The organism is Enterococcus faecium, assembly GCF_029023785.1.
In the GTDB taxonomy this organism is placed as follows: Bacteria; Bacillota; Bacilli; order Lactobacillales; family Enterococcaceae; genus Enterococcus_B; species Enterococcus_B faecium.
The window spans coordinates 1,193,050-1,214,659 of record NZ_CP118955.1 but is presented as its reverse complement, the minus strand read 5'-3'; the positions used below and the strand labels follow the sequence as shown (position 1 = coordinate 1,214,659).

At 35.7% G+C, this 21,610-nt stretch carries 24 protein-coding genes, 1 tRNA gene and 1 pseudogene; 10 read left to right on the top strand and 16 right to left on the bottom strand.

The window, feature by feature from the left end; translation table 11 throughout:
* Positions 1–299 precede the first annotated feature (299 nt).
* Positions 300–1,109 carry a Cof-type HAD-IIB family hydrolase gene (locus PYW34_RS05910; protein WP_002296669.1) on the top strand — a complete coding sequence of 270 codons (810 nt, stop codon included), beginning with the start codon at positions 300–302 and terminating at the stop codon, positions 1,107–1,109.
* Between the two features lie 39 nt (positions 1,110–1,148).
* Positions 1,149–1,646 carry an isochorismatase family cysteine hydrolase gene (locus tag PYW34_RS05905; RefSeq protein WP_002296667.1) on the top strand — a complete coding sequence of 166 codons (498 nt, stop codon included), beginning with the start codon at positions 1,149–1,151 and terminating at the stop codon, positions 1,644–1,646.
* Positions 1,647–2,030: 384 nt separating this feature from the next.
* On the opposite strand, the gene PYW34_RS05900 is transcribed toward PYW34_RS05905, so the two are convergent.
* Positions 2,031–2,104: transfer RNA gene (locus PYW34_RS05900), tRNA-Ile, on the bottom strand.
* 186 nt (positions 2,105–2,290) lie between these two features.
* Between PYW34_RS05900 and PYW34_RS05895 the strand changes: the two genes are divergently transcribed.
* The 4 genes from PYW34_RS05895 to PYW34_RS05880 all read left to right on the top strand — a co-directional run bounded on the left by PYW34_RS05895 (position 2,291) and on the right by PYW34_RS05880 (position 3,788).
* On the top strand, positions 2,291–2,614 hold the full coding sequence (locus tag PYW34_RS05895) for a hypothetical protein (RefSeq protein WP_002321681.1): 324 nt from the start codon (positions 2,291–2,293) through the stop codon (positions 2,612–2,614).
* A 163-nt stretch (positions 2,615–2,777) separates the two neighbouring features.
* On the top strand, positions 2,778–3,032 hold the full coding sequence (locus PYW34_RS05890) for a hypothetical protein (protein WP_002296665.1): 255 nt from the start codon (positions 2,778–2,780) through the stop codon (positions 3,030–3,032).
* A gap of 69 nt (positions 3,033–3,101) precedes the next feature.
* Positions 3,102–3,347 carry a helix-turn-helix domain-containing protein gene (locus PYW34_RS05885; RefSeq protein WP_002296663.1) on the top strand — a complete coding sequence of 82 codons (246 nt, stop codon included), beginning with the start codon at positions 3,102–3,104 and terminating at the stop codon, positions 3,345–3,347.
* 75 nt (positions 3,348–3,422) lie between these two features.
* A complete protein-coding gene (locus PYW34_RS05880; protein WP_002296662.1) occupies positions 3,423–3,788 on the top strand; it encodes a TIGR02328 family protein in 366 nt (121 codons plus the stop codon).
* Positions 3,789–3,848: 60 nt separating this feature from the next.
* Here the strand turns inward: PYW34_RS05880 and PYW34_RS13055 are convergent, their stop codons facing one another.
* Positions 3,849–4,412, bottom strand: a complete 564-nt coding sequence (locus tag PYW34_RS13055; RefSeq protein WP_025477586.1) for a hypothetical protein — start codon at positions 4,410–4,412, stop codon at positions 3,849–3,851.
* 567 nt (positions 4,413–4,979) lie between these two features.
* Positions 4,980–5,180 (bottom strand): cold-shock protein, encoded by a 201-nt coding sequence (locus tag PYW34_RS05875; protein ID WP_002293303.1) that lies wholly within the window; start codon positions 5,178–5,180, stop codon positions 4,980–4,982.
* A 395-nt stretch (positions 5,181–5,575) separates the two neighbouring features.
* Between PYW34_RS05875 and PYW34_RS05870 the strand changes: the two genes are divergently transcribed.
* Positions 5,576–5,725: a hypothetical protein gene (locus PYW34_RS05870; RefSeq protein WP_002296658.1), complete on the top strand. Its 150-nt coding sequence runs from the start codon at positions 5,576–5,578 to the stop codon at positions 5,723–5,725.
* A 206-nt stretch (positions 5,726–5,931) separates the two neighbouring features.
* Here the strand turns inward: PYW34_RS05870 and PYW34_RS05865 are convergent, their stop codons facing one another.
* From PYW34_RS05865 to gnd, 10 genes are all read right to left on the bottom strand, one after another.
* Positions 5,932–6,645 carry an HAD family hydrolase gene (locus PYW34_RS05865; RefSeq protein WP_002296656.1) on the bottom strand — a complete coding sequence of 238 codons (714 nt, stop codon included), beginning with the start codon at positions 6,643–6,645 and terminating at the stop codon, positions 5,932–5,934.
* Entirely contained in the window at positions 6,638–7,723 is a 1,086-nt protein-coding gene (gene uxuA, locus PYW34_RS05860; protein WP_002296654.1) for a mannonate dehydratase, read from the bottom strand. The genes PYW34_RS05865 and uxuA overlap by 8 nt, the downstream gene beginning before the upstream one ends.
* A gap of 16 nt (positions 7,724–7,739) precedes the next feature.
* On the bottom strand, positions 7,740–8,183 hold the full coding sequence (locus PYW34_RS05855) for a PTS sugar transporter subunit IIA (protein WP_002296653.1): 444 nt from the start codon (positions 8,181–8,183) through the stop codon (positions 7,740–7,742).
* 33 nt (positions 8,184–8,216) lie between these two features.
* Positions 8,217–8,570 carry a hypothetical protein gene (locus PYW34_RS05850; RefSeq protein ID WP_002321678.1) on the bottom strand — a complete coding sequence of 118 codons (354 nt, stop codon included), beginning with the start codon at positions 8,568–8,570 and terminating at the stop codon, positions 8,217–8,219.
* A 549-nt stretch (positions 8,571–9,119) separates the two neighbouring features.
* Positions 9,120–9,629 (bottom strand): PTS system mannose/fructose/N-acetylgalactosamine-transporter subunit IIB, encoded by a 510-nt coding sequence (locus PYW34_RS05845; RefSeq protein WP_002296648.1) that lies wholly within the window; start codon positions 9,627–9,629, stop codon positions 9,120–9,122.
* A gap of 21 nt (positions 9,630–9,650) precedes the next feature.
* Entirely contained in the window at positions 9,651–10,508 is an 858-nt protein-coding gene (locus PYW34_RS05840; protein ID WP_002296647.1) for a PTS system mannose/fructose/sorbose family transporter subunit IID, read from the bottom strand.
* Between the two features lie 17 nt (positions 10,509–10,525).
* The gene (locus tag PYW34_RS05835; RefSeq protein ID WP_002296646.1) at positions 10,526–11,359 is read right to left on the bottom strand and encodes a PTS mannose/fructose/sorbose/N-acetylgalactosamine transporter subunit IIC; all 834 of its coding nucleotides are present in this window, start codon (positions 11,357–11,359) and stop codon (positions 10,526–10,528) included.
* Between the two features lie 13 nt (positions 11,360–11,372).
* On the bottom strand, positions 11,373–12,476 hold the full coding sequence (locus PYW34_RS05830; RefSeq protein WP_002333019.1) for an iron-containing alcohol dehydrogenase family protein: 1,104 nt from the start codon (positions 12,474–12,476) through the stop codon (positions 11,373–11,375).
* An 8-nt stretch (positions 12,477–12,484) separates the two neighbouring features.
* Positions 12,485–13,486, bottom strand: a complete 1,002-nt coding sequence (locus PYW34_RS05825) for a D-isomer specific 2-hydroxyacid dehydrogenase family protein (protein WP_002296641.1) — start codon at positions 13,484–13,486, stop codon at positions 12,485–12,487.
* 1 nt (position 13,487) lies between these two features.
* Positions 13,488–14,390, bottom strand: coding sequence for a phosphogluconate dehydrogenase (NAD(+)-dependent, decarboxylating) (gnd, locus tag PYW34_RS05820; RefSeq protein WP_002296640.1), 903 nt, complete (start codon positions 14,388–14,390; stop codon positions 13,488–13,490).
* A gap of 165 nt (positions 14,391–14,555) precedes the next feature.
* Here gnd and PYW34_RS05815 point away from each other — a divergent pair, with 165 nt between their 5' ends.
* Together PYW34_RS05815 and PYW34_RS05810 are read left to right on the top strand one after the other, a co-directional pair.
* Positions 14,556–15,404 (top strand): MurR/RpiR family transcriptional regulator, encoded by an 849-nt coding sequence (locus tag PYW34_RS05815; protein ID WP_002296639.1) that lies wholly within the window; start codon positions 14,556–14,558, stop codon positions 15,402–15,404.
* A 645-nt stretch (positions 15,405–16,049) separates the two neighbouring features.
* Entirely contained in the window at positions 16,050–16,256 is a 207-nt protein-coding gene (locus PYW34_RS05810; RefSeq protein ID WP_002296638.1) for a DUF3955 domain-containing protein, read from the top strand.
* A gap of 201 nt (positions 16,257–16,457) precedes the next feature.
* Here the strand turns inward: PYW34_RS05810 and PYW34_RS05805 are convergent, their stop codons facing one another.
* The 3 genes and pseudogenes from PYW34_RS05805 to PYW34_RS05795 all read right to left on the bottom strand — a co-directional run bounded on the left by PYW34_RS05805 (position 16,458) and on the right by PYW34_RS05795 (position 20,050).
* Positions 16,458–17,459 carry an alpha/beta hydrolase gene (locus PYW34_RS05805; protein WP_002322798.1) on the bottom strand — a complete coding sequence of 334 codons (1,002 nt, stop codon included), beginning with the start codon at positions 17,457–17,459 and terminating at the stop codon, positions 16,458–16,460.
* Between the two features lie 4 nt (positions 17,460–17,463).
* Positions 17,464–19,376, bottom strand: a pseudogene (locus PYW34_RS05800) (alpha/beta fold hydrolase).
* A gap of 167 nt (positions 19,377–19,543) precedes the next feature.
* Positions 19,544–20,050, bottom strand: coding sequence for a cysteine hydrolase family protein (locus PYW34_RS05795; RefSeq protein ID WP_002298694.1), 507 nt, complete (start codon positions 20,048–20,050; stop codon positions 19,544–19,546).
* A gap of 1,315 nt (positions 20,051–21,365) precedes the next feature.
* On the opposite strand from PYW34_RS05795, the gene PYW34_RS05790 reads away from it, so the two are divergent.
* Positions 21,366–21,566 carry a hypothetical protein gene (locus tag PYW34_RS05790; protein ID WP_002299261.1) on the top strand — a complete coding sequence of 67 codons (201 nt, stop codon included), beginning with the start codon at positions 21,366–21,368 and terminating at the stop codon, positions 21,564–21,566.
* Positions 21,567–21,610: the final 44 nt, after the last annotated feature.

Genomic DNA, 21,610 nt, shown 5'->3' with positions numbered 1-21,610 from the left:
TGTTCTACATCTAGAATATTCCTCATTTGGTTTTAAAGCAAAATATATGCTTTGTTTTCATTGAATATTTTAAAATTTTTTTATCACAAAACGCATTGGTAAGCGCTAACTATTCGTTTTTCATGGCTTTTTATTCAAAGGTATTGACCAAAAACTACTATATATAGCCACCTTTTTCTTAAGAATGTTTTTTGAAAAAATTCATAATGACAAAGCAAGTTAGTTTCATTTTTTTAAATTCTCATTTAATCTTAAGGTAACAGGAAAATAGATATGTAAAAAGAAAGTAGGAAGATAAAATGAAACTAGCAGCGATTGATTTAGACGGTACCTTGCTTGATCGAAATGGAAAGATACCAGAAGAAAATATCCAAGCACTTCGGAAATTTGATGAAAATGGCGGAATCGTAACCGTCGCTACCGGAAGGAACAGCATTTCTGCTAAAGATATTTTTTCCGAATTAGGAATCGGTGGCTATTTGATTTCTTCCAATGGTTCACTGATTGCTGAAATGAAGGATGGAAAAATGGCGAAAGTTCTCAGACGTTCAAAAATAGATAGCGATACACTGAGAAAAGCCTTCTTCTATGCTCAAGAAGCGAAAATATCCATCATTGCTAGCCGAGAAACCCAAGATGATCAGCTGACATTCGATGAATCAAATCTAGTCAAAGATGACCCTTATTATGAACATTTCAATTTACAGAACCATTCTTTTGATCAAATTTTAAATATGTTGGAAGATCCTTCTCTTAGCTATCTTAAATTAGCATTAACAGATAAGAGTGAAGAAAAACTACAGAAGCTACAAAGAGATCTGCAAGCAGATGGTATCCAATCAGTATTCTCTGATCCGCATTTCTTAGAAATCACGCCTACAGGTATCACTAAAGCTCATTCACTTGTTTTTCTGGCGGATTACCTTGGAATCGAATCGAGTGACATCATGGCTTTTGGCGATCAAGAAAACGACATTGCTATGTTGAATTACAGCGGGTTGAGTATTGCGATGGGGAATGCACAGCGACAAGTAAAAGAAATTGCAAACCAAGTAACACTGACGAATGAAGAAGCTGGTGTTGCTTATATTTTAAAAAACTTCTATTAAAAAGAATAAAATGACGATATGAATGTAGGAGGAAAGAAAATGTTAGTTATTATTGATATGCAAAATCATATTCTTGATCCAAACAGCGAATTTTATATTCCAGAGTCAGATCAATTGGCAGAACGTATTGCTCAAAGATTAGCTAAAGCACGCCAAAATAATGAATATATTCTCTTCACACGGGATATACCAGTTGAACTGAAGGACAAAGAAGAAGAACGAGAAGATTTGCAATTGATCCCTCTTCTTTCTCCACAAGAAAATGAACGAGTGATTAAAAAGTATTACTTTACGATTCCACCTGAAACTTTAGCTGAAATCCAGGAAACTTTATTTGAAAGCAAAGAAGAACAAAAAGAGATCGAAGTAGTCGGGATTGAAACAAACTTGTGTGTACTCTCTAATCTGATAGGCCTGCAGAGTGCTTTTCCTGAAGCAGACTTTTTTGTTGATCCAATGTTAGTCTCCAGTAGAAAACACGGAGAATCCGCTTTAGAGCTGTTGAAAGATTTCAACGTCTCTATCGTCGAATCATAAAAATATCTATCTTCATTTACGATATTTAACACACAATAAAAAAAGCACGCAGAACTGTTTTAGTCCTACGTGCTTTTTCTATCAAAGTAGATTGGCTTTTTTATGACACAGAGTGAAACGGCAGGCTCACGACCTCTTTCTTAAATGGTGTTCAATCAGCTGACCCTCGGTATTAGCTTAACAAACGGCAAAATATGAGGAACTATTTTTCCGTTTGTTAAGCTAATACTCAGGTCAAAACGCTGATTTCACAACCTCTTCCTTAAACGGTATTCAAAAGCTTGCATCTGCAGTAATAAGAACAGCCAAGTAAAAACATAAGAAGCTGTTTTTACTTGGCTGTTCTTATTACTTGATGCAGGGCAGCTTTTTCACAACCTCTTATGTACCTTGTAGGACTCGAACCTACGACCGGACGGTTATGAGCCGTCTGCTCTAACCAACTGAGCTAAAGGTACATCATAAATAAAATTTATTTTTGTTACTTTTCAACTATAGCACGAATGACAAACTCTCACAAGTTTCAAAATATAAGTAAAATAATATTGTTATTCTTATTTCTTTTACTTGTGTCATAACTATTTTGTTACTTTAATTTTTATTTGCTTATTTTAGAAAAAATGTTATTCTTTTATTTATTCTCAATGTTAGGAGTGATTATTTTGCCATTTATTGCGATTTTATTCGATTTAGTTGCGGCAGCAGCTTATTTTCTCCAATTAAATTATCAAACCTCAGGAATTCTGTTTATTGGAATGATTTTTCAAGGTGTGATTACCCTTTTGCTTCTTGTCATGATGCTCAGCTATAAAGGAAAAAGATATGCCCGTATTCAAACAAAAGTATTTGTTAAATATGTTTCCATTCGCTATGGGATCATCATTCTTTCCTTTTTAGTGAATGCGATCGTCCTCTTTTTATATGTATTGAATTACTTAGATATCAATCCATTGATTTTTTCTCGATAGATAAGACACATTCAGCGGAACAGTTCCTGCTTATCAGCAGAAAACTGTTCTGCTTTTTCATTTTTCATTGATCTATTCTTCTTTTATTTTCCTAGCATTTCATTTGTGATGTATGCAATAACATGTTATCTTTTATTATATGAATCGTTGAGGAGTCCGTTACATGATTACGTTGGTGAGAGTTTTGTTTTGGGTGCCTGCGGTCGCACTGGTCGCAAGTATTGTTTATCTTATGAATTGGAACAAAGAACGGTTTTATTTAGCTATTTTGACTCTTCCGGCTATCTACTTTATGTGGAAAGTTTTTAATTACAACTACTTTGAACCCGATAGTGTTTTTATAGAAGAATTATCAGGACTGGTTTTGTCTTTATTGATCGTCATTCTTTATTTGATACGTTTAAATAAAAAACATTGAGTACTATTGATTGCATGTGTAGCTTTCTATAGTCATTATAACTATTCTACTATAATGAAAGGTGATTAAATGAGTATCGAAGAAGCTATTTTACTGGATACTTTACGTTGTCGTCTGAATTTCTTAAGAACTGGCCGATCTTTATCTCAAGTAGCTGTTTCTAGCGCTTTAAGTATTCCTTTATTCAAATATCGTAAGTACGAAGAAGGAGAAGAAATTCCAAGCATCATTGAATTAATCTATATCGCTGACTTTTACGATATTTCCGTTGATTACCTAATTGGTCGCTCAGAAACAGCAAGCAAACTGAAGTGATTTTTTCCAGCCTTGGTGCTGGTTTTTTCATTTAACGTCTAAGGTTAACAATCTATATATAAAGGAGACATTTCTATGCGATTATGGCATGAAAAATTGATTTCAAAGCTTCCTCGTCAACAGCTTTTAGGACAACATCGGGAATGCTGTGCATTAAGAGGAAATGGCTGGGGAAAGAAACATGCTACTGTGGATTATGTTTTTCACTATTCTCCTTATAGATTATTCCAATATCATCAGCTTGTCATGGATGAAATGGAAAAACGTGGTTACAGCCCAGCACCAGAGTGGAAAAATCCTATGTATCGTGGCAAATCATGCGAAGCATTTTTTGATTTACCTACTGTAGAGCGCAACGTGCCGATTTATCCGGAACACGATGAAGTTTATCTAGCAGAATGTTTAGCAAATTTGGAGCAAAAAGGAATTTATCTTACCTAATATAACTAGAAAAGCCTTCTATCTCCTCTTACTTCATTAAAAAGCTTTAACCATCTTAGATCAAGCTAAAATGTCGTAAGTTTTAGGGTTATCTTCATCCTCACGTGCAAAACTAAAAGCGTACTCTAGTTTTGGTTCATCGCCAACTTCCCTAGACATAAATGAACATCTCCTGACGTGGTTTAAAAGTACCGCATCTTCGACGTCTGTATACGATGCACAGCACAGATTGCTTCTTTTGATCTTTCTTTTGATTTTTCTGTTGCTTCTTCCACACCTTCTTCGATTACTACATCGATGCTTACAATTGCTTCTGCCTAATATTCCCATGCATCGTCGATTTAAGCCTCTGTAGTCACTGTGATCGTTTCCACATTTTAACTCCTCTGTCGTGGCTTCAGTTGATTTTGTGATCAGTTCAGTTGCTAAGCCAGAGTCAGAACAACCTGCCATTGCTAGCGTTAATATTGATAGTAAAAATAGTTTTTTTATCATAAGGTTACCCCCCTGAAAATAGACTAAAATAATAACGCTTTCTTTTTTTGTTTTCAGACGAAAATTAATAATTTCTAAATATTCTTTAAAAAAGCTTATAACTATTATGCCTTTTTTAATATATAACACAGTTATTTTTAAAAATAAGAATGCTAAATCACTCTACAATAACGGCGAAAGCACAAAAAATAAAAAAATTATTACGTTATTAAAAAAACAGATGAAAGATCAGGTTTTATTAGATCTCATTCTTTCATCACTTGAAGGGATTTAATGAACTACTTTTTCCTCTTTGTCGTTTTTATATATTCGTATTCCTTCAAACAGTAGGATAGCCTCTTTCAATGCTTGATATTTGAACTGTCCGTTACTTAAAAATTTAGATGTGCCGCCCTCTTCCTAGAACATATTCTTTTTTACTTTTTCATTAATTGACAGACCAATCGAACGAAACTGTAAATTTCGATAGGATAATGATTGGTCAAACTCATTCATTTTCAAGACATCTCGATTCATATTCAAGATAGGAATCTTTTTATCAACATCACTTTATTCGTATTTTCCTCTACCATAAAAGCTTCACGCTCCACAAAATTGTTTTATACACTACTATTCAGCCCATTCAACGACCAATGAATTTTTTCGTACAAAAAAACCGTCTTTTCTTTCGAAAAGACGGTTAAAAGTCAATTTTTATTAAGCTTTAACAATGTTTGTTGCTTGAGGGCCACGTTGACCATCTTCAACATCGTAAGACACTGCTTGGCCTTCTTCTAAAGTTTTGAAGCCGTCACCTTGGATAGCTGAAAAATGTGCAAATACATCATTTCCATCTTCACCAGTGATAAAGCCAAAACCTTTGTCTGCGTTGAACCATTTTACTGTACCGTTATTCATAAATAAATTCCTCCTGATACGTATCAATGTACGTTTTTTCGTTGCAATAAATATTTGATAGGCAAAAGGAGTTTTATCTATGTAGATATATCGCTCAAATTACGTTTCAAAATAGATTACTCATTTAATATATCATGCTTTTTCTAATAACACAAGGATAATGCAATGAAATATAAAATTCATTGTCTTCTATTGTCTTCGAATCGAAGAAAAAGTTGAATAACCGCGATTGATTCACTTTTTGTTTTCTTGTTTATTTGCTTTTATCTGCAACTTTTGACTTTAAAATTTCTTAACTATGAAAACCTTTCAATTGGTGGTATACTTATAAATGGAATTTCGTTATCAACGCGTTCGTTGCCTTTCAGCAAGTATTTAAAGAAAGGAGAATGGCTATGACATTCTATAACAAAGATATACAATATCGAGTAACCTTGGATACAGATTTGAATCTATTTGTCGTTTTTGACAAAGAAAATACCAATCATGTAGCGACAGGTGTTACGATCGAACAAGCAGTGCAAGAATTAAAAAAATCTGCATAAGGAGTGGAAACCCTCATATGGACGATTCTCGTTCTTCTCTTTAAACGCATCTACTGGTAGATAACAGTAGATGCGTTTTGTGTTTGTTCTAAATTGTTCACTACAAATAAGGTAGATACTTCAAAATAAAAAATTACTTCTTTTTCATCTGTTCCCTCAGTCGTGCAGGACAATAAATAAAGAGGACTAGAAAATAGTCCTCTTTATTAGAGATACAACCCTTTACTTTCTAAAAATCGTTTTGCTTGATGCAGGTCATAAAATTCATAGTCTGCTTTATTGGATTCATATAAACTTACATCTACTTTCAACTTATGCTTCCCATTATGATCGGGCAACCCTATCAAATGATCTTTGATGAGAAAAGACAAAATGCCCGCTCGCCTTGCTGCTTCGATCCCTGCAATCGAGTCTTCAAATACAAGTGCTTCACTTGGAGGAATATTCATTTTTGAACAAGCTTTCAAAAAGATCTCTGGTTCCGGCTTTCCTTTTTTTACATCATCCCCTGAAATGATTTGATCAAACAAGGCATATAGATTTTCCATTTTTAAATACATTTCTACTTTTACCCGTGTATTAGACGAAGCCACGATTGTATGGATTCCTCTTTCTTTTGCAAAAGATAAAATTTCTTCTGCTCCTTTTTTCGTATATACTCTCTTATCTTCTTTCACGATTTTTTCTTTATATTGATTGATTGCTTCTCGCCATTTGATATATGGAACATCTTCTCCGTACAAAATGCCCATTTGTTCTCTTATCGCCATTTCTGTTTGGCCAGTTAGTAAATAATAGACTTCCTTACGCATTTCATAATCATACTTTTGTGCTGATTTTACATAAGCACGATAAGCTAAACGTCCAGTTTCTAATAAAAGGCCATCCATATCAAAGATGAAGAGCTTGATTTTATTCATAATGCTCTCCCAGTGGTTTTTCCTTACTTATCGCCTCATATAGACCTTGCATGTAAGTGAGTCCCATTGCACGATCATACAGGCCATATCCAGGCATAGCCACTTCACCCCACACGGTTCTACCATGATCAGGGCGTATAGGACCGTCGAACCCTTCTTGCACCAACGCTTTCATAATATGATACATATCAAGGGAGCCTTCTGTAGAGGGATGTGCCGTTTCTTTGAACTTTCTTTCTCCTAAAAACTCCACGTTTCTGAAGTGGACAAAATGGATGCGCGAACCTACCTCATGGATGATTTCAACTAAATCGTTTTCCGGATTTGCCCCTAAAGATCCTGTGCACAGCGTTAGTCCATTATATGGAGAATCTACTGCATTTAGAATTTTCTTCAAGTCGCCAAGATTTTTCGTCACTCTAGGAAAACCAAAAAGTTCCCATGGCGGATCATCTGGATGGATAGCCATTTTTACATCTGCTTTTTCGCACACTGGAATCACTTTTTCTAAAAAATAAGTCAGATTTTCAAATAATTCTTCTTCGGTCATTCCTTCATACAGTTTTTCCAGCTGAGCGAATTTTTTCAACCGTTCTTCTTCCCAACCCGGCAATTTGAATCCCTTTGACTGGCTGTGTATCAATTGATACATTTCTCCTGGCTCCATCTGATCGACGATTTTCTGATCGTATAAAAGAGAATAGCTTCCATCGTTGTTTTCATTAAACAAATCAGTTTTCGCCCATCCAAAAATTGGTTTGAAGCTATAACAAATCAATCGAACCCCACATCGAGACAAGTTTTTGATTGTTCGTATATAGTTATCAATATAGTAATCTCGTTCATCTGTCCCTGCCTTGATTGCATCGTGGATCGCTACACTTTCAATTCCAAGCAGTTCCAGTCCTTGGCTCTCAACAGATGCTTTCAACTCCTCAATTTCTGAAATCTCCCAAACATCTCCAGGCATTTTAGTCAGCAAAGTTCCAATTATCCCATTTATTCCCGGTATTTGGCGAACATATTTTAATGGGATCGAATCCCCTTTTTCACCATACCATCTAAATCCCCACTTCATCTTTTCAGCCTTCCTTCTAAAAATCGTCCTCATCTAATTTTTTTTCTTCCGCTGAAGCATGCCAAACAGTTAAATTATCTTTTCCTTGTTTGACAATTTGTTCCACCGCTTCTTCTATCGGTGTGTGAAGCATCTGATGATTGATTGCTTCTAACAACATTGGCAGATTCACGCCCCCTATGACATAAGTGGCTGCTTTCTTTTCTTCAGTCAGTTCATTGACTGCCAAGAGCGCTTGATTGTACGGACTTGCGCTAATTAGATCAACAAATACTAGCATGGGTTCTGCTGTGTTGATCATAGTTAATTTTTCTTTGACCTTCTCTCCGAATGTTTGGATGTCCTCCCCAGACTCTAAGCACATTGTTTCAATATGGCTCGATGTCCCGACAATTACTTCCGCCGCATCTTTCAGTCCTTCGCTCAACTTACCATGTGTAACGATCATGATTTCCAACATTAGTCTTCTCACTCCTTGTTTTGCACTTTTTACTTATCGAAAAAGAGCAATAATCTGATTGGCATTTTGCCAATTAAATGTTTTCCCTCGTAAATCTGTTTTGGTCAAATAGAAGAACTGCGCTTGCTTTTTTCTTGCACTAAAAATATAATTGACGTTTTTTTCTTTCAACTTATCAACTTGTTTCAGCCACTGTTCTTTATTTGAAAAATAATTTCCCGAAAACTGTAGCGGTGTATCTGCCCCAACAGAGTCTAGATAAAAAAGAATAGCCTCTTTTTTCATACCCGATCTCACGCTGTCTAAGCCCTTTTCTCCATAACAGCCTTCATCAACAAACGCATACGCTACACTCGGATCATCAATCGTACGGATCATTTCTAGCATCGTTAATATGGATGAAGTATTTCGAATAAAAGTTTGTCTGCTAGGCCATCCGCGAGCTGCTTTTCCCAATAAGAAAAAGTAGCTCCCAAATGCTAGTACAGTGATACCTGTTTGTACGGATAGCAGATCGAATACGTGATGAGGATTTTTGTTATATATCATCATTCCCCACCAACCTAAACTGAACAACAAAATGAAGGACAATAATATAGAGTAGATTGTTTTTTTCCTTTGGTCTTTCCAATCAAACATGAAATAACTTCCTAATGCATGAACGGGTGTATCGTAATAAGTACAGATAACTTTCTCTGCTTTTTCGATATCTCCAACATAAATATTTTTTGATCGGTAGGCTAGCGTATCGTAAGCAGTGACTGTCACATCTGTTCTCATACTGTAAATATCTGATACTAATGCTGAAAGAAAACGCTGTTTACTCTTTTTTGTACGGCGCTTACGGTAAATATAGCGATAACGAAATTCCCAATCACGAAACAGCTCGTTCTTCTTCATTTTTTCGCCCTCTTTATCTTTTTTCTAAGCATTTGTTTATGACAAATCAAACTTGTTCAATACATCTTTTAATCCTGTTTTAGGTGCAGATGGAGTGGCTTGAAAATAAATATTCTTTACGCCATATTGTTCATTCATTTCTTTCAATTTTTCAGCATCTGATTTATTTAAATAAACAGATTTCGTCACTAAAAGATCTGTATCAGGATTTTTTTGAGCAATCCCTCCAATATTCAATTCTTCCATGGGGATTCCGTGTTTTACTAAGTCGTAAATCGTTTGGACTGTTTTTGCGATCAAAATACAATTGTATTCTTTAAATTGATATTCATCCCAATAGAATTTAGCTTTCTCTGGTGTAATGACAATTGTTTTTTGTCCTGTACGGCTTCCTGCATTTTTGTAAAGATCTCTCATAAATTTATCTTTTGCTACAACTTCGTCTACAACAAAAATGGAATTCACTCCACTTTTTTGAGATAACGTTACCATTACTTGCCCATGGATCAAACGCTCATCCACACGCGCTAAATTGACTACACCCATCTTATTCACGTTCCCTTCTTTTTATAAAATACCGATTCCTGCTAGCACAATTAATATTCCAGTCAGCCATAATAATGCTTGTGTGACTTTCAATCCTTTTTTCGTATAGAACAAGTACACACCCATTACGACAGCTAAAGGTAATATCCCTGGCACGATTTGATCAAGAATTTCCTGGATAACAAACTCACGTCCGGATATCGCAAATTTCAATGAAGATTCTACTTTTACATAGTTTCCCGCAAGCACCCCCATCATAAACAACCCTAAAACTGATAGCATTTCAATCGCTGTCTGAACACCAGTGTTTTGCATTAGGCCTGTAGCATTACGGCCCATAGTGAAAGCTTGTCTTGCGAAAAATACCCCTAGTAAAACCTGATACAACCCAAAGCAGATAAAAGGAAAAAGTGCGCCTAAAGGACTTCCCTGTTGTGCCCAAGGTACCGCGATTGCGATAAAAATATATTGGACGGTTCCTGAATCGATTGCATCTCCGATTCCTGCTAGTGCCCCCATCAATCCCGCTTTCGTGTTATACATCAAGTCATCCTGCATCAAGATCTCTTTTTCTTCATACTCTTCTTCTGCTCTTTGCTGTTCCATAGAAGACATTAGGCCAGTAATCACACCGCCACCCCAGCTTAATTGAGTGTTGAAGAACAGTAACTGCCGTTTATATGCTGCTTTTAAAGAGTCTTCATCTTTATAAAGTTTTTTCAAGATTGGCATCATTCCGTATAGTAGTGATGGCGCCAAGTAACGTTCAAAAGAGTGAGGAATTTCGTTTGCAAAATGCCATCTCAGATAGGCTTTTGTTACATCTTTTTTCGTGATTTCTTCAGGAGCACCTGTTTGATTATCCATTATTTCAGCCATTTCCCATTCCTCCTAAATTAAAATCCGTCATCATAGTCATCTTCGTCATCAAAAGATGCTGAATTGTTATTGCTTGTGGCAGGCTGTACTTGTTTCCCTTTTTGCGACTGGACAAAGATCAAAGCGATAATAATCCCAAAAATGGCATAAGTAACCATCGTAATATCTAAAGATTTCAAAACAACACTCATAAAATAAGCAAGGAAGAAAAAGACCAGATAATCTTTTCGACCGATAACGTATACAGTTGTCGCGATACCGATTGCCGCTAACCCTCCACCTACTACTTCAAGAATGTGGATAACGACTGTTCCCTCTAAAGCTTTGATTACATCAGCGATCAATGGCGCCCCTAAATATAAAGCAATGAAAACAAGCGGAACGAATAATAAAAATGAGGCAACCGTTGGATAAAGAATAATTGATCGGGCCATAGCTTTTGTATTCAAATCTTCTACAGCTTTGTCTGTATATTTACCTAAAAAAGTATTGATGAAAAAACGAAACTGATACAAGTAACTTCCGAGCAATCCGACTGGCACCGCAACGGCAATCGCTGCTTCTGGCGACAGATCCCCTAATAATGCGACTGGTACTGCGATAGCTGCTGCAATAGATGGTTCAGCTGGCATTGATCCTCCTGGAGAAAAAACCCCCATATAAATCATTTGCAAAGCGGCTGTAACAATCATCGCTTGTGCAACTTCCCCCATGATCAACCCGACGACTAATCCAGTCATCAAAGGAGAAAAACGTAAGGTCAACGTGGCTCCTCCACCTAACCAGCGGGACATAACCGCGGCTACCCATAAAGCAATCAACAAACTTTGTACTACACTTAATGTTTCCATGTGTCCTCCTCCTTCAGATCTTTCTGATATAACCTTCCAGTTCCATCATTGACTGTATCAGTGATTTCTGTGTTACCTCTATAGGAATCAAATGCACTTTCTCTTTCGAATCAATAAATTCAGCCATTTTATCTATTATCTGTTTATCTTTCGGAAATAATCCCATTTGTTCTAGAGAAACCGGCAGTTCTAATTCCCGATACAAAGGATATAACTCGTCTATTTTTTCCCAGCGACCTTCTAGTGCCAGTTGATAGAAAATCCCATACGCTACTTTTTCTCCATGTAGAAAACGATGGCTTTCCGGAATATATTTACTGATAGCGTCATGCATAGCATGTGCTGCCGCATTTCTTGCGTATTTATCTCCTAATCCTCCAACTAAACCAGCAACAGCAAAGATAATCTCTGAAAGCTGTTTGAACTCCGATGTCAGTTTTCTTTGTGCCATATCTTGGATTGCTTTAGCAGAATGATTCAAAATCTCTTCTTTGCAGATCTTCGCAGTATCTTGTGCTAGCTTCAAAAATGATTCATCTTGCAAAAAATCTTGTTCTAAGATGAGCTCAGATTCATACCATTTTGCTAGTGTATCTGCTAACCCGGCAATGAAATATGGAACAGGGGAATCAATCACTAATTGGGGATCTGTTATAAAAAAAGCAGCTTGTCTGTAAAAGTGTTCTGTTTTCCCTTCTGCTTGTCCATTCTCCTTATACATGACAGCAAGAGGTGTCCATGGAGCACAATTACTAGCTAAAGTAGGGATGACGCCGAAATCGATTCTTGCAAGATTGGCACTATAACCCACTAGATCGGTCAGTTTTCCTCCGCCAACGCCAACTACGAAATCGATTTCATTTTTTTTGATGATTGTAGCTATTCGTCTGGCTTCAGCATAACTACATTCTCCAGAATAACGATGATAAAAAAATTGAATCGTTTCGTCATTCAAAAATACTAATTTAGGTAGCGCCTTTTTCCATGATACCGTTCCGTGGGTGACCAGTACTCTTTTCGCGCCGTATGATTTCAAGAGATCAGAAACTTTTGAAATACCACCTTCTTCATATAAATAAAATTGAGGGCCTGTTTTCACTTTTAAACCGTTCACCATTTTCTTCATCATCCTTTTATATAGTTGCTCTTTGTCTGGACAGAACGTTCAGGAAGAAGGTGCTGACTGATCTGTTCGACATCTCTGACACATTTTTCACCCATTGCTTCTAAACATTCCCTTGTGTAGGCCGATATATGTGGCGTAATCACTACTTGTTCAAACGCTAAATACGGATGATCTTGACGTCCCGGTTCTTCTTCTAAAACATCTGTGGCATATCCTGCGATCTTTCCGCTTTTCAGACCATTAATCATCGCTTCTTCATCAACTAGAGCGCCTCTTGCACTATTAGATAGATAAACATTTTCTTTCATCTGATCGACTTCTTTATCAGAAATCATGTGATAGTTCTCTTCTGTCAAATTCGCACATAAACAAATGATATCTGATTGTTCCAGTAATTCTTGAAGTTCTACTTTTTTTGCACCAAAGCTTTCGATGTATAAATCTGATTTGTAAGGATCATAAGCTAGAACATCACAGCGAAAACCGTTACGCAAAATTTCGATTACTCCGCTTCCGGTATTTCCTGCACCAATCACACCAACTGTTTTGTTAAACAGCGTCCTACCGACGAACTCCGCCCGATCTTCCCATCGATCGTCCTTGACTCTTGCTTGTGCTTGTGTCGTGCGTCGAAGCATGGACAACAAATTAGTTATATTATTTTCTGCTACAGCATTTCGTTCAACTAAAGCAGGTATGATAGATACGATTGTCTGGTGTTCTTTTGCTGCTTTTAAATCAATATTGTTGTAACCAATACCATGTCGGGAAATCAATAGCAGTTCATCTTTGTTTTCAAAAAAATCTCGTCGAAAAAATGGCGTAACACTTGCAATAATGATATTGAATCCTTTAAGTAACTCCGCTAGTTCTTTTCCTGGAATCTCTTGATCAACAGTAAAGAAATGAACGTCTCCAACTGACTTTAATCTTTCCAAGTGGTGTGGAAAGACTCTTCCGAAACTGCTGGAATTAACGATTGCTATATGATAATCTGGCATTTTACTCACCTTTTTCAACTATTTCATGTCCGCCAAACCCATTTCTTAGTGCTGAAACTACTTTTGCTGAAAAACTATCTTCTTCCTGTGAAAGATTCCTCATGAACAAACTAGTTGCAATTACTGGAACTGGAACAGCCATTTCTAGCGCTGTTTCAACCGTCCATTTTGCTTCACCTGATGCAGAAACGATTCCCCGATAATTACTTAAATTGGGATGTTCGTTTAACTGATCTTCCATGATTTCCATCAGCCAGCCGCGAATCACCGAACCATGATTCCAAACACGTGCGACTTGTTCCAAGTCAAAAGCATACTCACTTTTTTGTACAAGTTGGAATCCTTCACCGATTGCTTGCATCATTCCATATTCGATTCCATTATGGATCATTTTCAAGAAGTGTCCGCTTCCGGATGCACCAGCATACAGATATCCTCTTTCAATTGCTACATCTTTGAATAATTGTTCCACGGATAGAAAAGTTTCTTTATCTCCTCCAATCATTAAGCAGGCTTGATGTCGTGCTCCTTCGATTCCTCCAGAAGTCCCACAATCCAAGTAACCGATTTCATTTTTCTGAAACTCTTCTGCTCGACGGATTGAATCTTTATAATAAGAGTTTCCGCCTTCAATAATAATGTCTCCTGGTCCGAGTTTTGGAAAAAGTTTTCTTAACATGTTTTCGGTTATCTCTCCAGCAGGAAGCATTAACCAGATGATTTTTTTCTGCTCAAAAGTAGCTAGAAATTCAGAGATCTCTTGATAAGCAGGAATGTCATTTTCTCTTGCCTGACTAACAGCTGTACTTGAAATGTCGAGTCCTTGTACTTTGTGATGGTGCTCTTTTAAGTTTAAAGCTAAATTCAATCCCATTTTTCCCAAACCAATTACACCAATTTCCATGATAGCGCCTCCATTTCTTATACCCTCATTATACAAAAAAATATTTTTTTGTAAATAGATTTTACAAAAATATTTTTTGTTTGATTTTTTCCTACTCTCCTTGTATCTTTAACATTAATGAGAACGGAAAAAATGATAATCTTATTATGAAAAGGAGGAATTCTCATGAGCGTCTCCATAAGACTACAAATCAAAACAATGTACAACGACTTCAGCCCAAAAGAACAGGCTATCGCCGATTATATTTTAGAAAATCCAAGCAAAGTAAGTCATAGTCCTATTAGCAATTTAGCAAGTGAACTAGGTATTGCTGACTCTACTTTTTTTCAATTTACAAAAAAACTTGGTTATAATGGATTTAAAGATTTCAAAATGGCGATGTTGATCCAAGAAAATGATCTATCTGCTATTTCTATCCACGAAAATATTCAGAAAACAGATACTGAGCTCACTATGGCGCAAAAGGTGTTCGAGTCTAGTATTTCAACTTTAAATGACACAAAAAAGTTGTTACAACAAAAGGATCTAAAAAAAGCGGCTACTATTATCAATGAATCTAAACGTGTCTATTTTTTCGGTGTTGGCGGTTCAGAGATTGTAGCAACTGACGCTTATCATAAATTTTTGCGTTCCCCTATTGCAACTTCTCACAGCACGGATTACCATATTCAATTGATGGAAGCTTCTTTATTGACGGAAAAAGACTGTGCTGTTTTGATTTCTCACACAGGGCAATCAAAAGAAACAATCCATATTGCTGAAACCGTAAGAAAAACTGGAGCAAAAACAATCGTTATTACTAGCCAAGCTAATTCTTCCCTTGCTAAACTTGGCGATGTCGTTTTTATTTCTATTTCTGAAGAAACAGAATTCCGATCTGAAGCTTTAGCTTCCCGTATTTCTCAACTAAGCATTTTGGACTCTCTATATGTGATTTTGATGTTTTACAACGAAAAAGAATCACGTCGTTCTATCGCTAAAGTTCGACATACGATTTCTGAAATCAAAGAATAGCACCATAACATAAAAAGCGAAAAATCCATAAAACAAAAAAAGCCACTACCAAATATTTGGTAGTGGCTTTTTTGGTTCTGCAAGGGTGGTACAGAACATCAATAGTCGGTGGGTTAGAACGTATGTCATCGCATCTTTGGAGAAGGTTGTATTGGTATTATTCGAGTTACTTGTTAGATGCGATAACAAAGTTAGTATACAGTAGTAAAAAATTTATCTTTTCTTTTTTTTATTATTTTTGTTTCTTATTTTCTAAAAAATTAAAAAAATTTTTGGTAAATTAAGTATTTCCTTGATAACACTGGCTTTTGGCCTCATTTTAGGTTATCATTTGTAATTTTATTTCACAGTTGATATGATTGTTATGTAAAATAAAAAAGTTTAGGATACATCGAATTTTTGGGGAAATTCTTTTGGGGGTATCCTAAATCTTTTCTATTATATTCCCATATTTTCTATTATTGGTCTAGACGTATGATGGTAAACTTTGTAACTATCTGATTGCTGAATCATTAATTGCTTATCATTAGCCATCTTTGTTTCAAGTTCGCTGGATGATCATTTTATTCACATCCTAACAAACTTGTCACATTTATAGATTCTTAATCTATTTATCATACAATTATAAAAAAGGAGGTGCTGCTTATGAAAGCTATCCATATTTCTTTGCTTTTTTTCGCTAGTGCATTGATTTTATTTGCTATTCATCTTTGTTCCCAGCCTTATATCAATAACAACGGAATATTAGTGGAACCAGCATTCTTTTGCTTACCACTCGGCTTTTTGTCCCTTCTTGCCTCCGCAGGCTTCGGATTTGTTGCTTTTTTTAAACGATCAAAACAACAAATCTGACTTATAAAATTTACGTAAAAGAGATCGTGACAATAATCGTGTGATATTCCCAAATTTCGAATAAAAGGTGCCCCTTGCCATCTCTAACTCCTCAGTCACAAGTTACAATATTCATAAACCATGAAAAGCTTGTTTATTGAAATTGCTCCTTGTGACTTGGAGCTAAGTGACAGATTACAACCTCTTTTGCATCATAAGACTTTACTCCTTGAAAAACATTACTAACTTTTGATATGTTTCTTGCGCTTGTTTATTGCTGAAATCAAACTGATATTCATGGTTCAAAACAGCATTTTTCTCCGCATAATCTACTTTTGTGACTTTCACCCCCGCTTTCTCAAATACAGAAGTTACTTCTTCCATTTGTTTCGTAAACGTATTTGTATTTCCATCCGTTAAGAATGTGTTTTGCGTCCAACGATCCGCATGTCTGACCAAGGCTAAACTTTTGACCTTCTCTGATTGTTCAAAGTCCTTATTATCAAAGTAAGCCCATCCACATTTTTCATAAAGAAAGCTAGAGATTTTATCACTTACTTGAGTAAATGCAGAAGGATCCAACAGACCAGACAAAGAAATAAACTTCGTAATCTGCTTGTTCTCCAAAGTCGGATCAAGATGATCAGCTTTTTTAATTTCTTCATTTTGAAGTGCTAACAAATATTCTCCACTAATTTGTGCACCTGCCGAATCTCCACCAATCGAAATATTCGACCAATCTGCTTGATCTTTTATCTCTTTTTTAGCTGCTTGAATGGCTTCGTTCAATTGGATAACTGGTGTAGGATGTTTTGCTTCCGGTGATCGTTCATAATCTATATTTACGATGATTTGCTGCGTGTCTGAACATAGATATTCCAAATAATCACGACAATCATTTTTATCCCCTCCTACATATGCGCCTCCATGCATCCAGAAAAGAATCGGTGACTTTTTCTTTTCCACTTTCGGTGTGTAGATATCCATATTATTATTTTTGTATTTTGAAGGATAGGATATTTCTTTTTTTATATCGATTTGTTCGATTTTTTGCTGGAAATCATCTGGTCGGGCATATACTTGTTCTTTTTCACTTGTGTCAAATTGTTTTCTAACAAGCAAGCTAATCGGCTTTGGTGTGATTTGATTAATCAAAAATACAGTGACTAAAATAACTACGATGATAACTGGTACTGCAATCACTATTCGCTTGAACCATTTCATTCATTTACCCTCTCTTTCTTCGCCAAATCCATGTGATAATCGTGCTAACAGATAAAAATCCACCTGAATAAATGAGAAGCGAATGTTTCTTTTCTCCAGTTTTCGGCAACATTCTTTTTTTGCATCTGTCTTTTTTTGTACTTTCACTGTCATCTGAATCGGTTGCGTATCATCACTTGATTGATCCTCTCGAGGTTCATTCTTTCCCTTATTGTCTGCATTCTCTGTCGGATCTTGCTTTTTTGGTGGAGCTACTGGGATTTTTTTGTAATGGTAAATAATAGTTGGTATCGTCTCATTAAAAACCCCTTCAGTCGGTCCTTCAACATTTGCTAATTCGTATCCTTCGAATGTCTTTTGCTCTGTCATATAATTCTCTCCATAAGCTCCGTAAAGCTGGTTTTCGTCCTGGTCTTTGAGTAGACTTTTATTGTTTTCATCCACATACTTTACGTTTATCTGATCATGAAACACTACTTTCAAAAAGTCCGTTACATGTTTCGTGTAGGCAGCATGGTCAACTTCCTGTGCCTTTCCATGCCCTGCTCCTTCTACTAATAAAAGATCTTTATACCCTCCTGATAACTCATATAATTTTTGCGCGTTAGACACAGGTACTACATCATCTGCTGTTCCATGGATAATCAATTTAGGCAATGAATCTGACATTCCAATCGTAGGTAGAGCAGCTTTTGTATCCAAATGCATCTCCTGATCAAAATAGTATTGTTTCAAAAGGCCCATAAATAAATATTCATGCTCTTGATCCCCAATGATGTCTAACTGATTTTTTATGGCATCCGGTAGTGCGGGGACTACTGTCTGGTTGTACGTAAAACGTAGTTGTTCATCAATTGATGCAAATCCGCAATTTTCAATAATTCCTTTGACATTGACAGGAATATCTTTCGCTAATACAGACATCATCGTAGCTGCTCCCATCGAACCACCATAAAGTAAAATCTTTTGAGATGGCCGCTCTCGAACTTCTTGATTTATCCAGTAAAGGACGTCATCTGACTCATATTGTCCATAGGTCACATAATCGCCTCCGCTATTACCAGTCGCTCTGGAATCAACAAATAATAAATTATACCCGGCCTTATAAAAATCATCGTATTCTTCTGTAATGATCCCGTTATTCCAATTCCCTCGAAATCCGCCATGGATCATGACTGTTTTATCTGAACCTTGATCGACATAATATGCATATACATCCATCATTTTGCCATCTTGTTTGTTTAGTACAGTTTGATGAAGTTGTTTTGTATTTGGATAGAAGCCTGTTTTTTCTGTAGGCGTTGTCCCATCATCTGTACCTCCAAGCATCGACATCAACACACTGTTTTTTGCAAAAGCGATATCGTACAATAGATAAGTAGCAATCAGATGTTTGATAATCTCTTTATCTACACCATAATCATTAACAGCAAGCTCAGTGACTAATAACTCTATTAATTTTGACTTGATGTCTTCTGTTGGTCCATTAAGTATTTCTGTCATCTGTTTACCGAAGTAATTCAAATATTCTTTACCATTGAAATTTTCACCTTTACCGATATCATCATTTTCTGTACCATTCTCTTTGTCACTTACTTTAGCAGAAGAGGATTCGTCGTTTGACATTTTTGTAGCTGTTGCTTCTTCTGTTTGTTGGTTATCTGTGGTAGCGGTCGTTTCTTGATCTGTGCTAGTAACAGATGTCTCAGCCGTTGTTTCAGTATTTGTTTCTGTTTGTGAAGTACTCGATTTCGTTTCATTTCCAGCATCAGTAGTTTCTGTGGTTTCTACCTCCCGAGATTCCGATTCGGAAGAAATGCTCTCTCCATATACTGTCCATTGCGGGACGCTTGTACTTACAGCAAATAAGATGACCAACGCTCCCTTTAATACTTGTTTTGTTCTCAAGCTATTCACTCCTTTTTATGTTTCTAGGAGAATTGTATGTAAACGCAAACATTTTTTATACAAAAAATAAATGGTTTATCCCATAAAAATAGAACAGGATTATTTTCTCATTTTACGTAATAAAGCAGAATGGATAAACCAGTATCCATTCTGCTTTTTTTAAACGAAGAAACAACTTATTGCTCCAAAAATGTCAGAAATCGTTTATCCCAAATTTTCTCGTAAAAAGCGATTGTTTCCTTTGCTTTCATAAAAGGATTATCATAAGTTGTCGTTGCTCCTCTACACATCATAAGCTGGTATCCTAATCCATGAGCAAACTTCACAGTCGTATCTATACAATACTCTGCTTGTGCCCCACATAATTCGATCGAATGACAGTCCAATTCAGTTAATAAAACACTCAAATTAGTCTTATAAAATGAATTCGCATGGGTTTTTCTCACAAAATAACTGTGCTCAGGAATAGATAATTCCGACAATATCTCCCATGGTTTTGTTTGTGGCACTAATTGATCATCTTCGTGTTGAACGAAAATAACTGGCTTTCCAATCGTTTCGTATGTTTTGATTCTTTTATTCACTAATGCTGTCACTGTTTCTAATTCGTGTATCGGTGAAGAATCAAAACATACCCCTTTTTGTAAATCGATCACTACTATTGCGTCGGCTGTGTTTGACATACGTATGCCTTCTTTCTTTTTTCTAGTTCTTTCTTCTAATGATGTTTCGTTTACTACTATTTTCCATTTTATGGTTAGAAATCAAAAAAATATATTCCATTTTCTGATTTTTTTATTGGGGTTCCTTTGATAGCATTTCTTATCTCGTTCGTTCCTTTATACGTGACAACATTTTCTTATTTTACACCTATAAATGGCACTTTTCGACTATTTCTTCATGTTATTATTTCATAAATATTTAGCTATTGGAGGAATGTATCATGATTAAATTATATACAGGTTCTGGTTGCTCGTCTTCTAGACGCGCAAAACGTTGGCATGTTTAAAGAAAAACCATTTATAAAAGATATCTTGAAAAGATAGAGAAAACAAAAAACAACCACTTTCAGTTGACTACTGAGCAGTTGTTATCTTATGAAGTAAAAACTATTATACTATCATTCTATCACTAATTCTTTTCTTTATTCTCCATGTCTTTTTTTAAAGCTTTTATGTCGAGTTTTAATAAAATCAATCAATTACTTCTATACTAATAGATCAATGTCCACATCTTTTTGAACCAGTAGGTGCCTTACTACTTACTATGAAATTTCTCAAGTATTAAAAACATCAAAAACATATGCTCTGCTGCCTGTATCATAATAATTAAAATAGATACAACTAATTTTTGTTTCTTTCGTCTAAAGGATAATTTTTAGGCAATACATTCTGTTTACTAGCACGTCAAATGACACTAGCGATTATGAATTCAAAACAACTGTTTGTGATTTTTTCTCTTTTAAAACAAGTCACATGTTATATTAAATTCGTAAATACGTATATTACAATTTATTTTAAGAGGCGGACATCAAGAAAAAATATTATTAAAAAGTTTGCTATTATCAACCTTGTTACTAACTTTTGGATCAACAATTCTCCCAACTGGAATTGTTTTTGCTAGCGAACAAAATATCATCAAAAATACTAGTTATTCTAACGATGATAACTTGAATGTATCTATAGAAAAGACGAGAACGGTCGTCTTATGGTAGTAAAAATGGAAACAAAAGCTCGTGCTAATGTTGCAACGTGGGAAGCATGGCAATATCCTCATATTGCTTTAAGTACTGGTATAACAGCTGGAGCTATAAATACTGCCTACTCTAGCAGCTGATTGGACAAATTATGGCAATATCCCAGTAAATGCAGTCGCTCGACTATAAGACAAAAATTGTAATAGCTGGGTAGGATTTTACAAACGAACTGGCTATGACGGAGTGAGAAGAGCTGTGACCACTGATTATAAAATAGAGTAAATAATACAAAAGGAGAACCTATGAAAGCTAAAATAGATTTATTCTACGAAAAACATCCTTATCTTTCCCTTTTAATCAATTTGTTGTTAGGTAGTATTATCGGAATTTCTGTTGAATATTTACTAAATAAAGACTTTATAGGTTCTGGTTTCTATACGGTATTGTTTTTAAGTGTTCTTGAAGCTTTTTCAATTTACAGGAAATCCAAAAAAAATAAATAACTTCAAAGTCTCTTTTATTAGAAGGGACTTTTTTGTTGCTTATA

What these genes read in the sequence shown, in the direction of transcription:
- PYW34_RS05910 (WP_002296669.1), top strand. Translation starts at nt 300, where the DNA reads ATGAAACTAGCAGCGATTGATTTAGACGGTACCTTGCTTGATCGAAAT.
- PYW34_RS05905 (WP_002296667.1), top strand. Translation starts at nt 1,149, where the DNA reads ATGTTAGTTATTATTGATATGCAAAATCATATTCTTGATCCAAACAGC.
- PYW34_RS05895 (WP_002321681.1), top strand. Translation starts at nt 2,291, where the DNA reads ATGTTAGGAGTGATTATTTTGCCATTTATTGCGATTTTATTCGATTTA.
- PYW34_RS05890 (WP_002296665.1), top strand. Translation starts at nt 2,778, where the DNA reads ATGATTACGTTGGTGAGAGTTTTGTTTTGGGTGCCTGCGGTCGCACTG.
- PYW34_RS05885 (WP_002296663.1), top strand. Translation starts at nt 3,102, where the DNA reads ATGAGTATCGAAGAAGCTATTTTACTGGATACTTTACGTTGTCGTCTG.
- PYW34_RS05880 (WP_002296662.1), top strand. Translation starts at nt 3,423, where the DNA reads ATGCGATTATGGCATGAAAAATTGATTTCAAAGCTTCCTCGTCAACAG.
- PYW34_RS05875 (WP_002293303.1), bottom strand. Translation starts at nt 5,180, where the DNA reads ATGAATAACGGTACAGTAAAATGGTTCAACGCAGACAAAGGTTTTGGC.
- PYW34_RS05870 (WP_002296658.1), top strand. Translation starts at nt 5,576, where the DNA reads ATGACATTCTATAACAAAGATATACAATATCGAGTAACCTTGGATACA.
- PYW34_RS05865 (WP_002296656.1), bottom strand. Translation starts at nt 6,645, where the DNA reads ATGAATAAAATCAAGCTCTTCATCTTTGATATGGATGGCCTTTTATTA.
- uxuA (WP_002296654.1), bottom strand. Translation starts at nt 7,723, where the DNA reads ATGAAGTGGGGATTTAGATGGTATGGTGAAAAAGGGGATTCGATCCCA.
- PYW34_RS05855 (WP_002296653.1), bottom strand. Translation starts at nt 8,183, where the DNA reads ATGTTGGAAATCATGATCGTTACACATGGTAAGTTGAGCGAAGGACTG.
- PYW34_RS05850 (WP_002321678.1), bottom strand. Translation starts at nt 8,570, where the DNA reads ATGCTAGAAATGATCCGTACGATTGATGATCCGAGTGTAGCGTATGCG.
- PYW34_RS05845 (WP_002296648.1), bottom strand. Translation starts at nt 9,629, where the DNA reads ATGGGTGTAGTCAATTTAGCGCGTGTGGATGAGCGTTTGATCCATGGG.
- PYW34_RS05840 (WP_002296647.1), bottom strand. Translation starts at nt 10,508, where the DNA reads ATGGCTGAAATAATGGATAATCAAACAGGTGCTCCTGAAGAAATCACG.
- PYW34_RS05835 (WP_002296646.1), bottom strand. Translation starts at nt 11,359, where the DNA reads ATGGAAACATTAAGTGTAGTACAAAGTTTGTTGATTGCTTTATGGGTA.
- PYW34_RS05830 (WP_002333019.1), bottom strand. Translation starts at nt 12,476, where the DNA reads ATGGTGAACGGTTTAAAAGTGAAAACAGGCCCTCAATTTTATTTATAT.
- PYW34_RS05825 (WP_002296641.1), bottom strand. Translation starts at nt 13,486, where the DNA reads ATGCCAGATTATCATATAGCAATCGTTAATTCCAGCAGTTTCGGAAGA.
- gnd (WP_002296640.1), bottom strand. Translation starts at nt 14,390, where the DNA reads ATGGAAATTGGTGTAATTGGTTTGGGAAAAATGGGATTGAATTTAGCT.
- PYW34_RS05815 (WP_002296639.1), top strand. Translation starts at nt 14,556, where the DNA reads ATGAGCGTCTCCATAAGACTACAAATCAAAACAATGTACAACGACTTC.
- PYW34_RS05810 (WP_002296638.1), top strand. Translation starts at nt 16,050, where the DNA reads ATGAAAGCTATCCATATTTCTTTGCTTTTTTTCGCTAGTGCATTGATT.
- PYW34_RS05805 (WP_002322798.1), bottom strand. Translation starts at nt 17,459, where the DNA reads ATGAAATGGTTCAAGCGAATAGTGATTGCAGTACCAGTTATCATCGTA.
- PYW34_RS05795 (WP_002298694.1), bottom strand. Translation starts at nt 20,050, where the DNA reads ATGTCAAACACAGCCGACGCAATAGTAGTGATCGATTTACAAAAAGGG.
- PYW34_RS05790 (WP_002299261.1), top strand. Translation starts at nt 21,366, where the DNA reads ATGAAAGCTAAAATAGATTTATTCTACGAAAAACATCCTTATCTTTCC.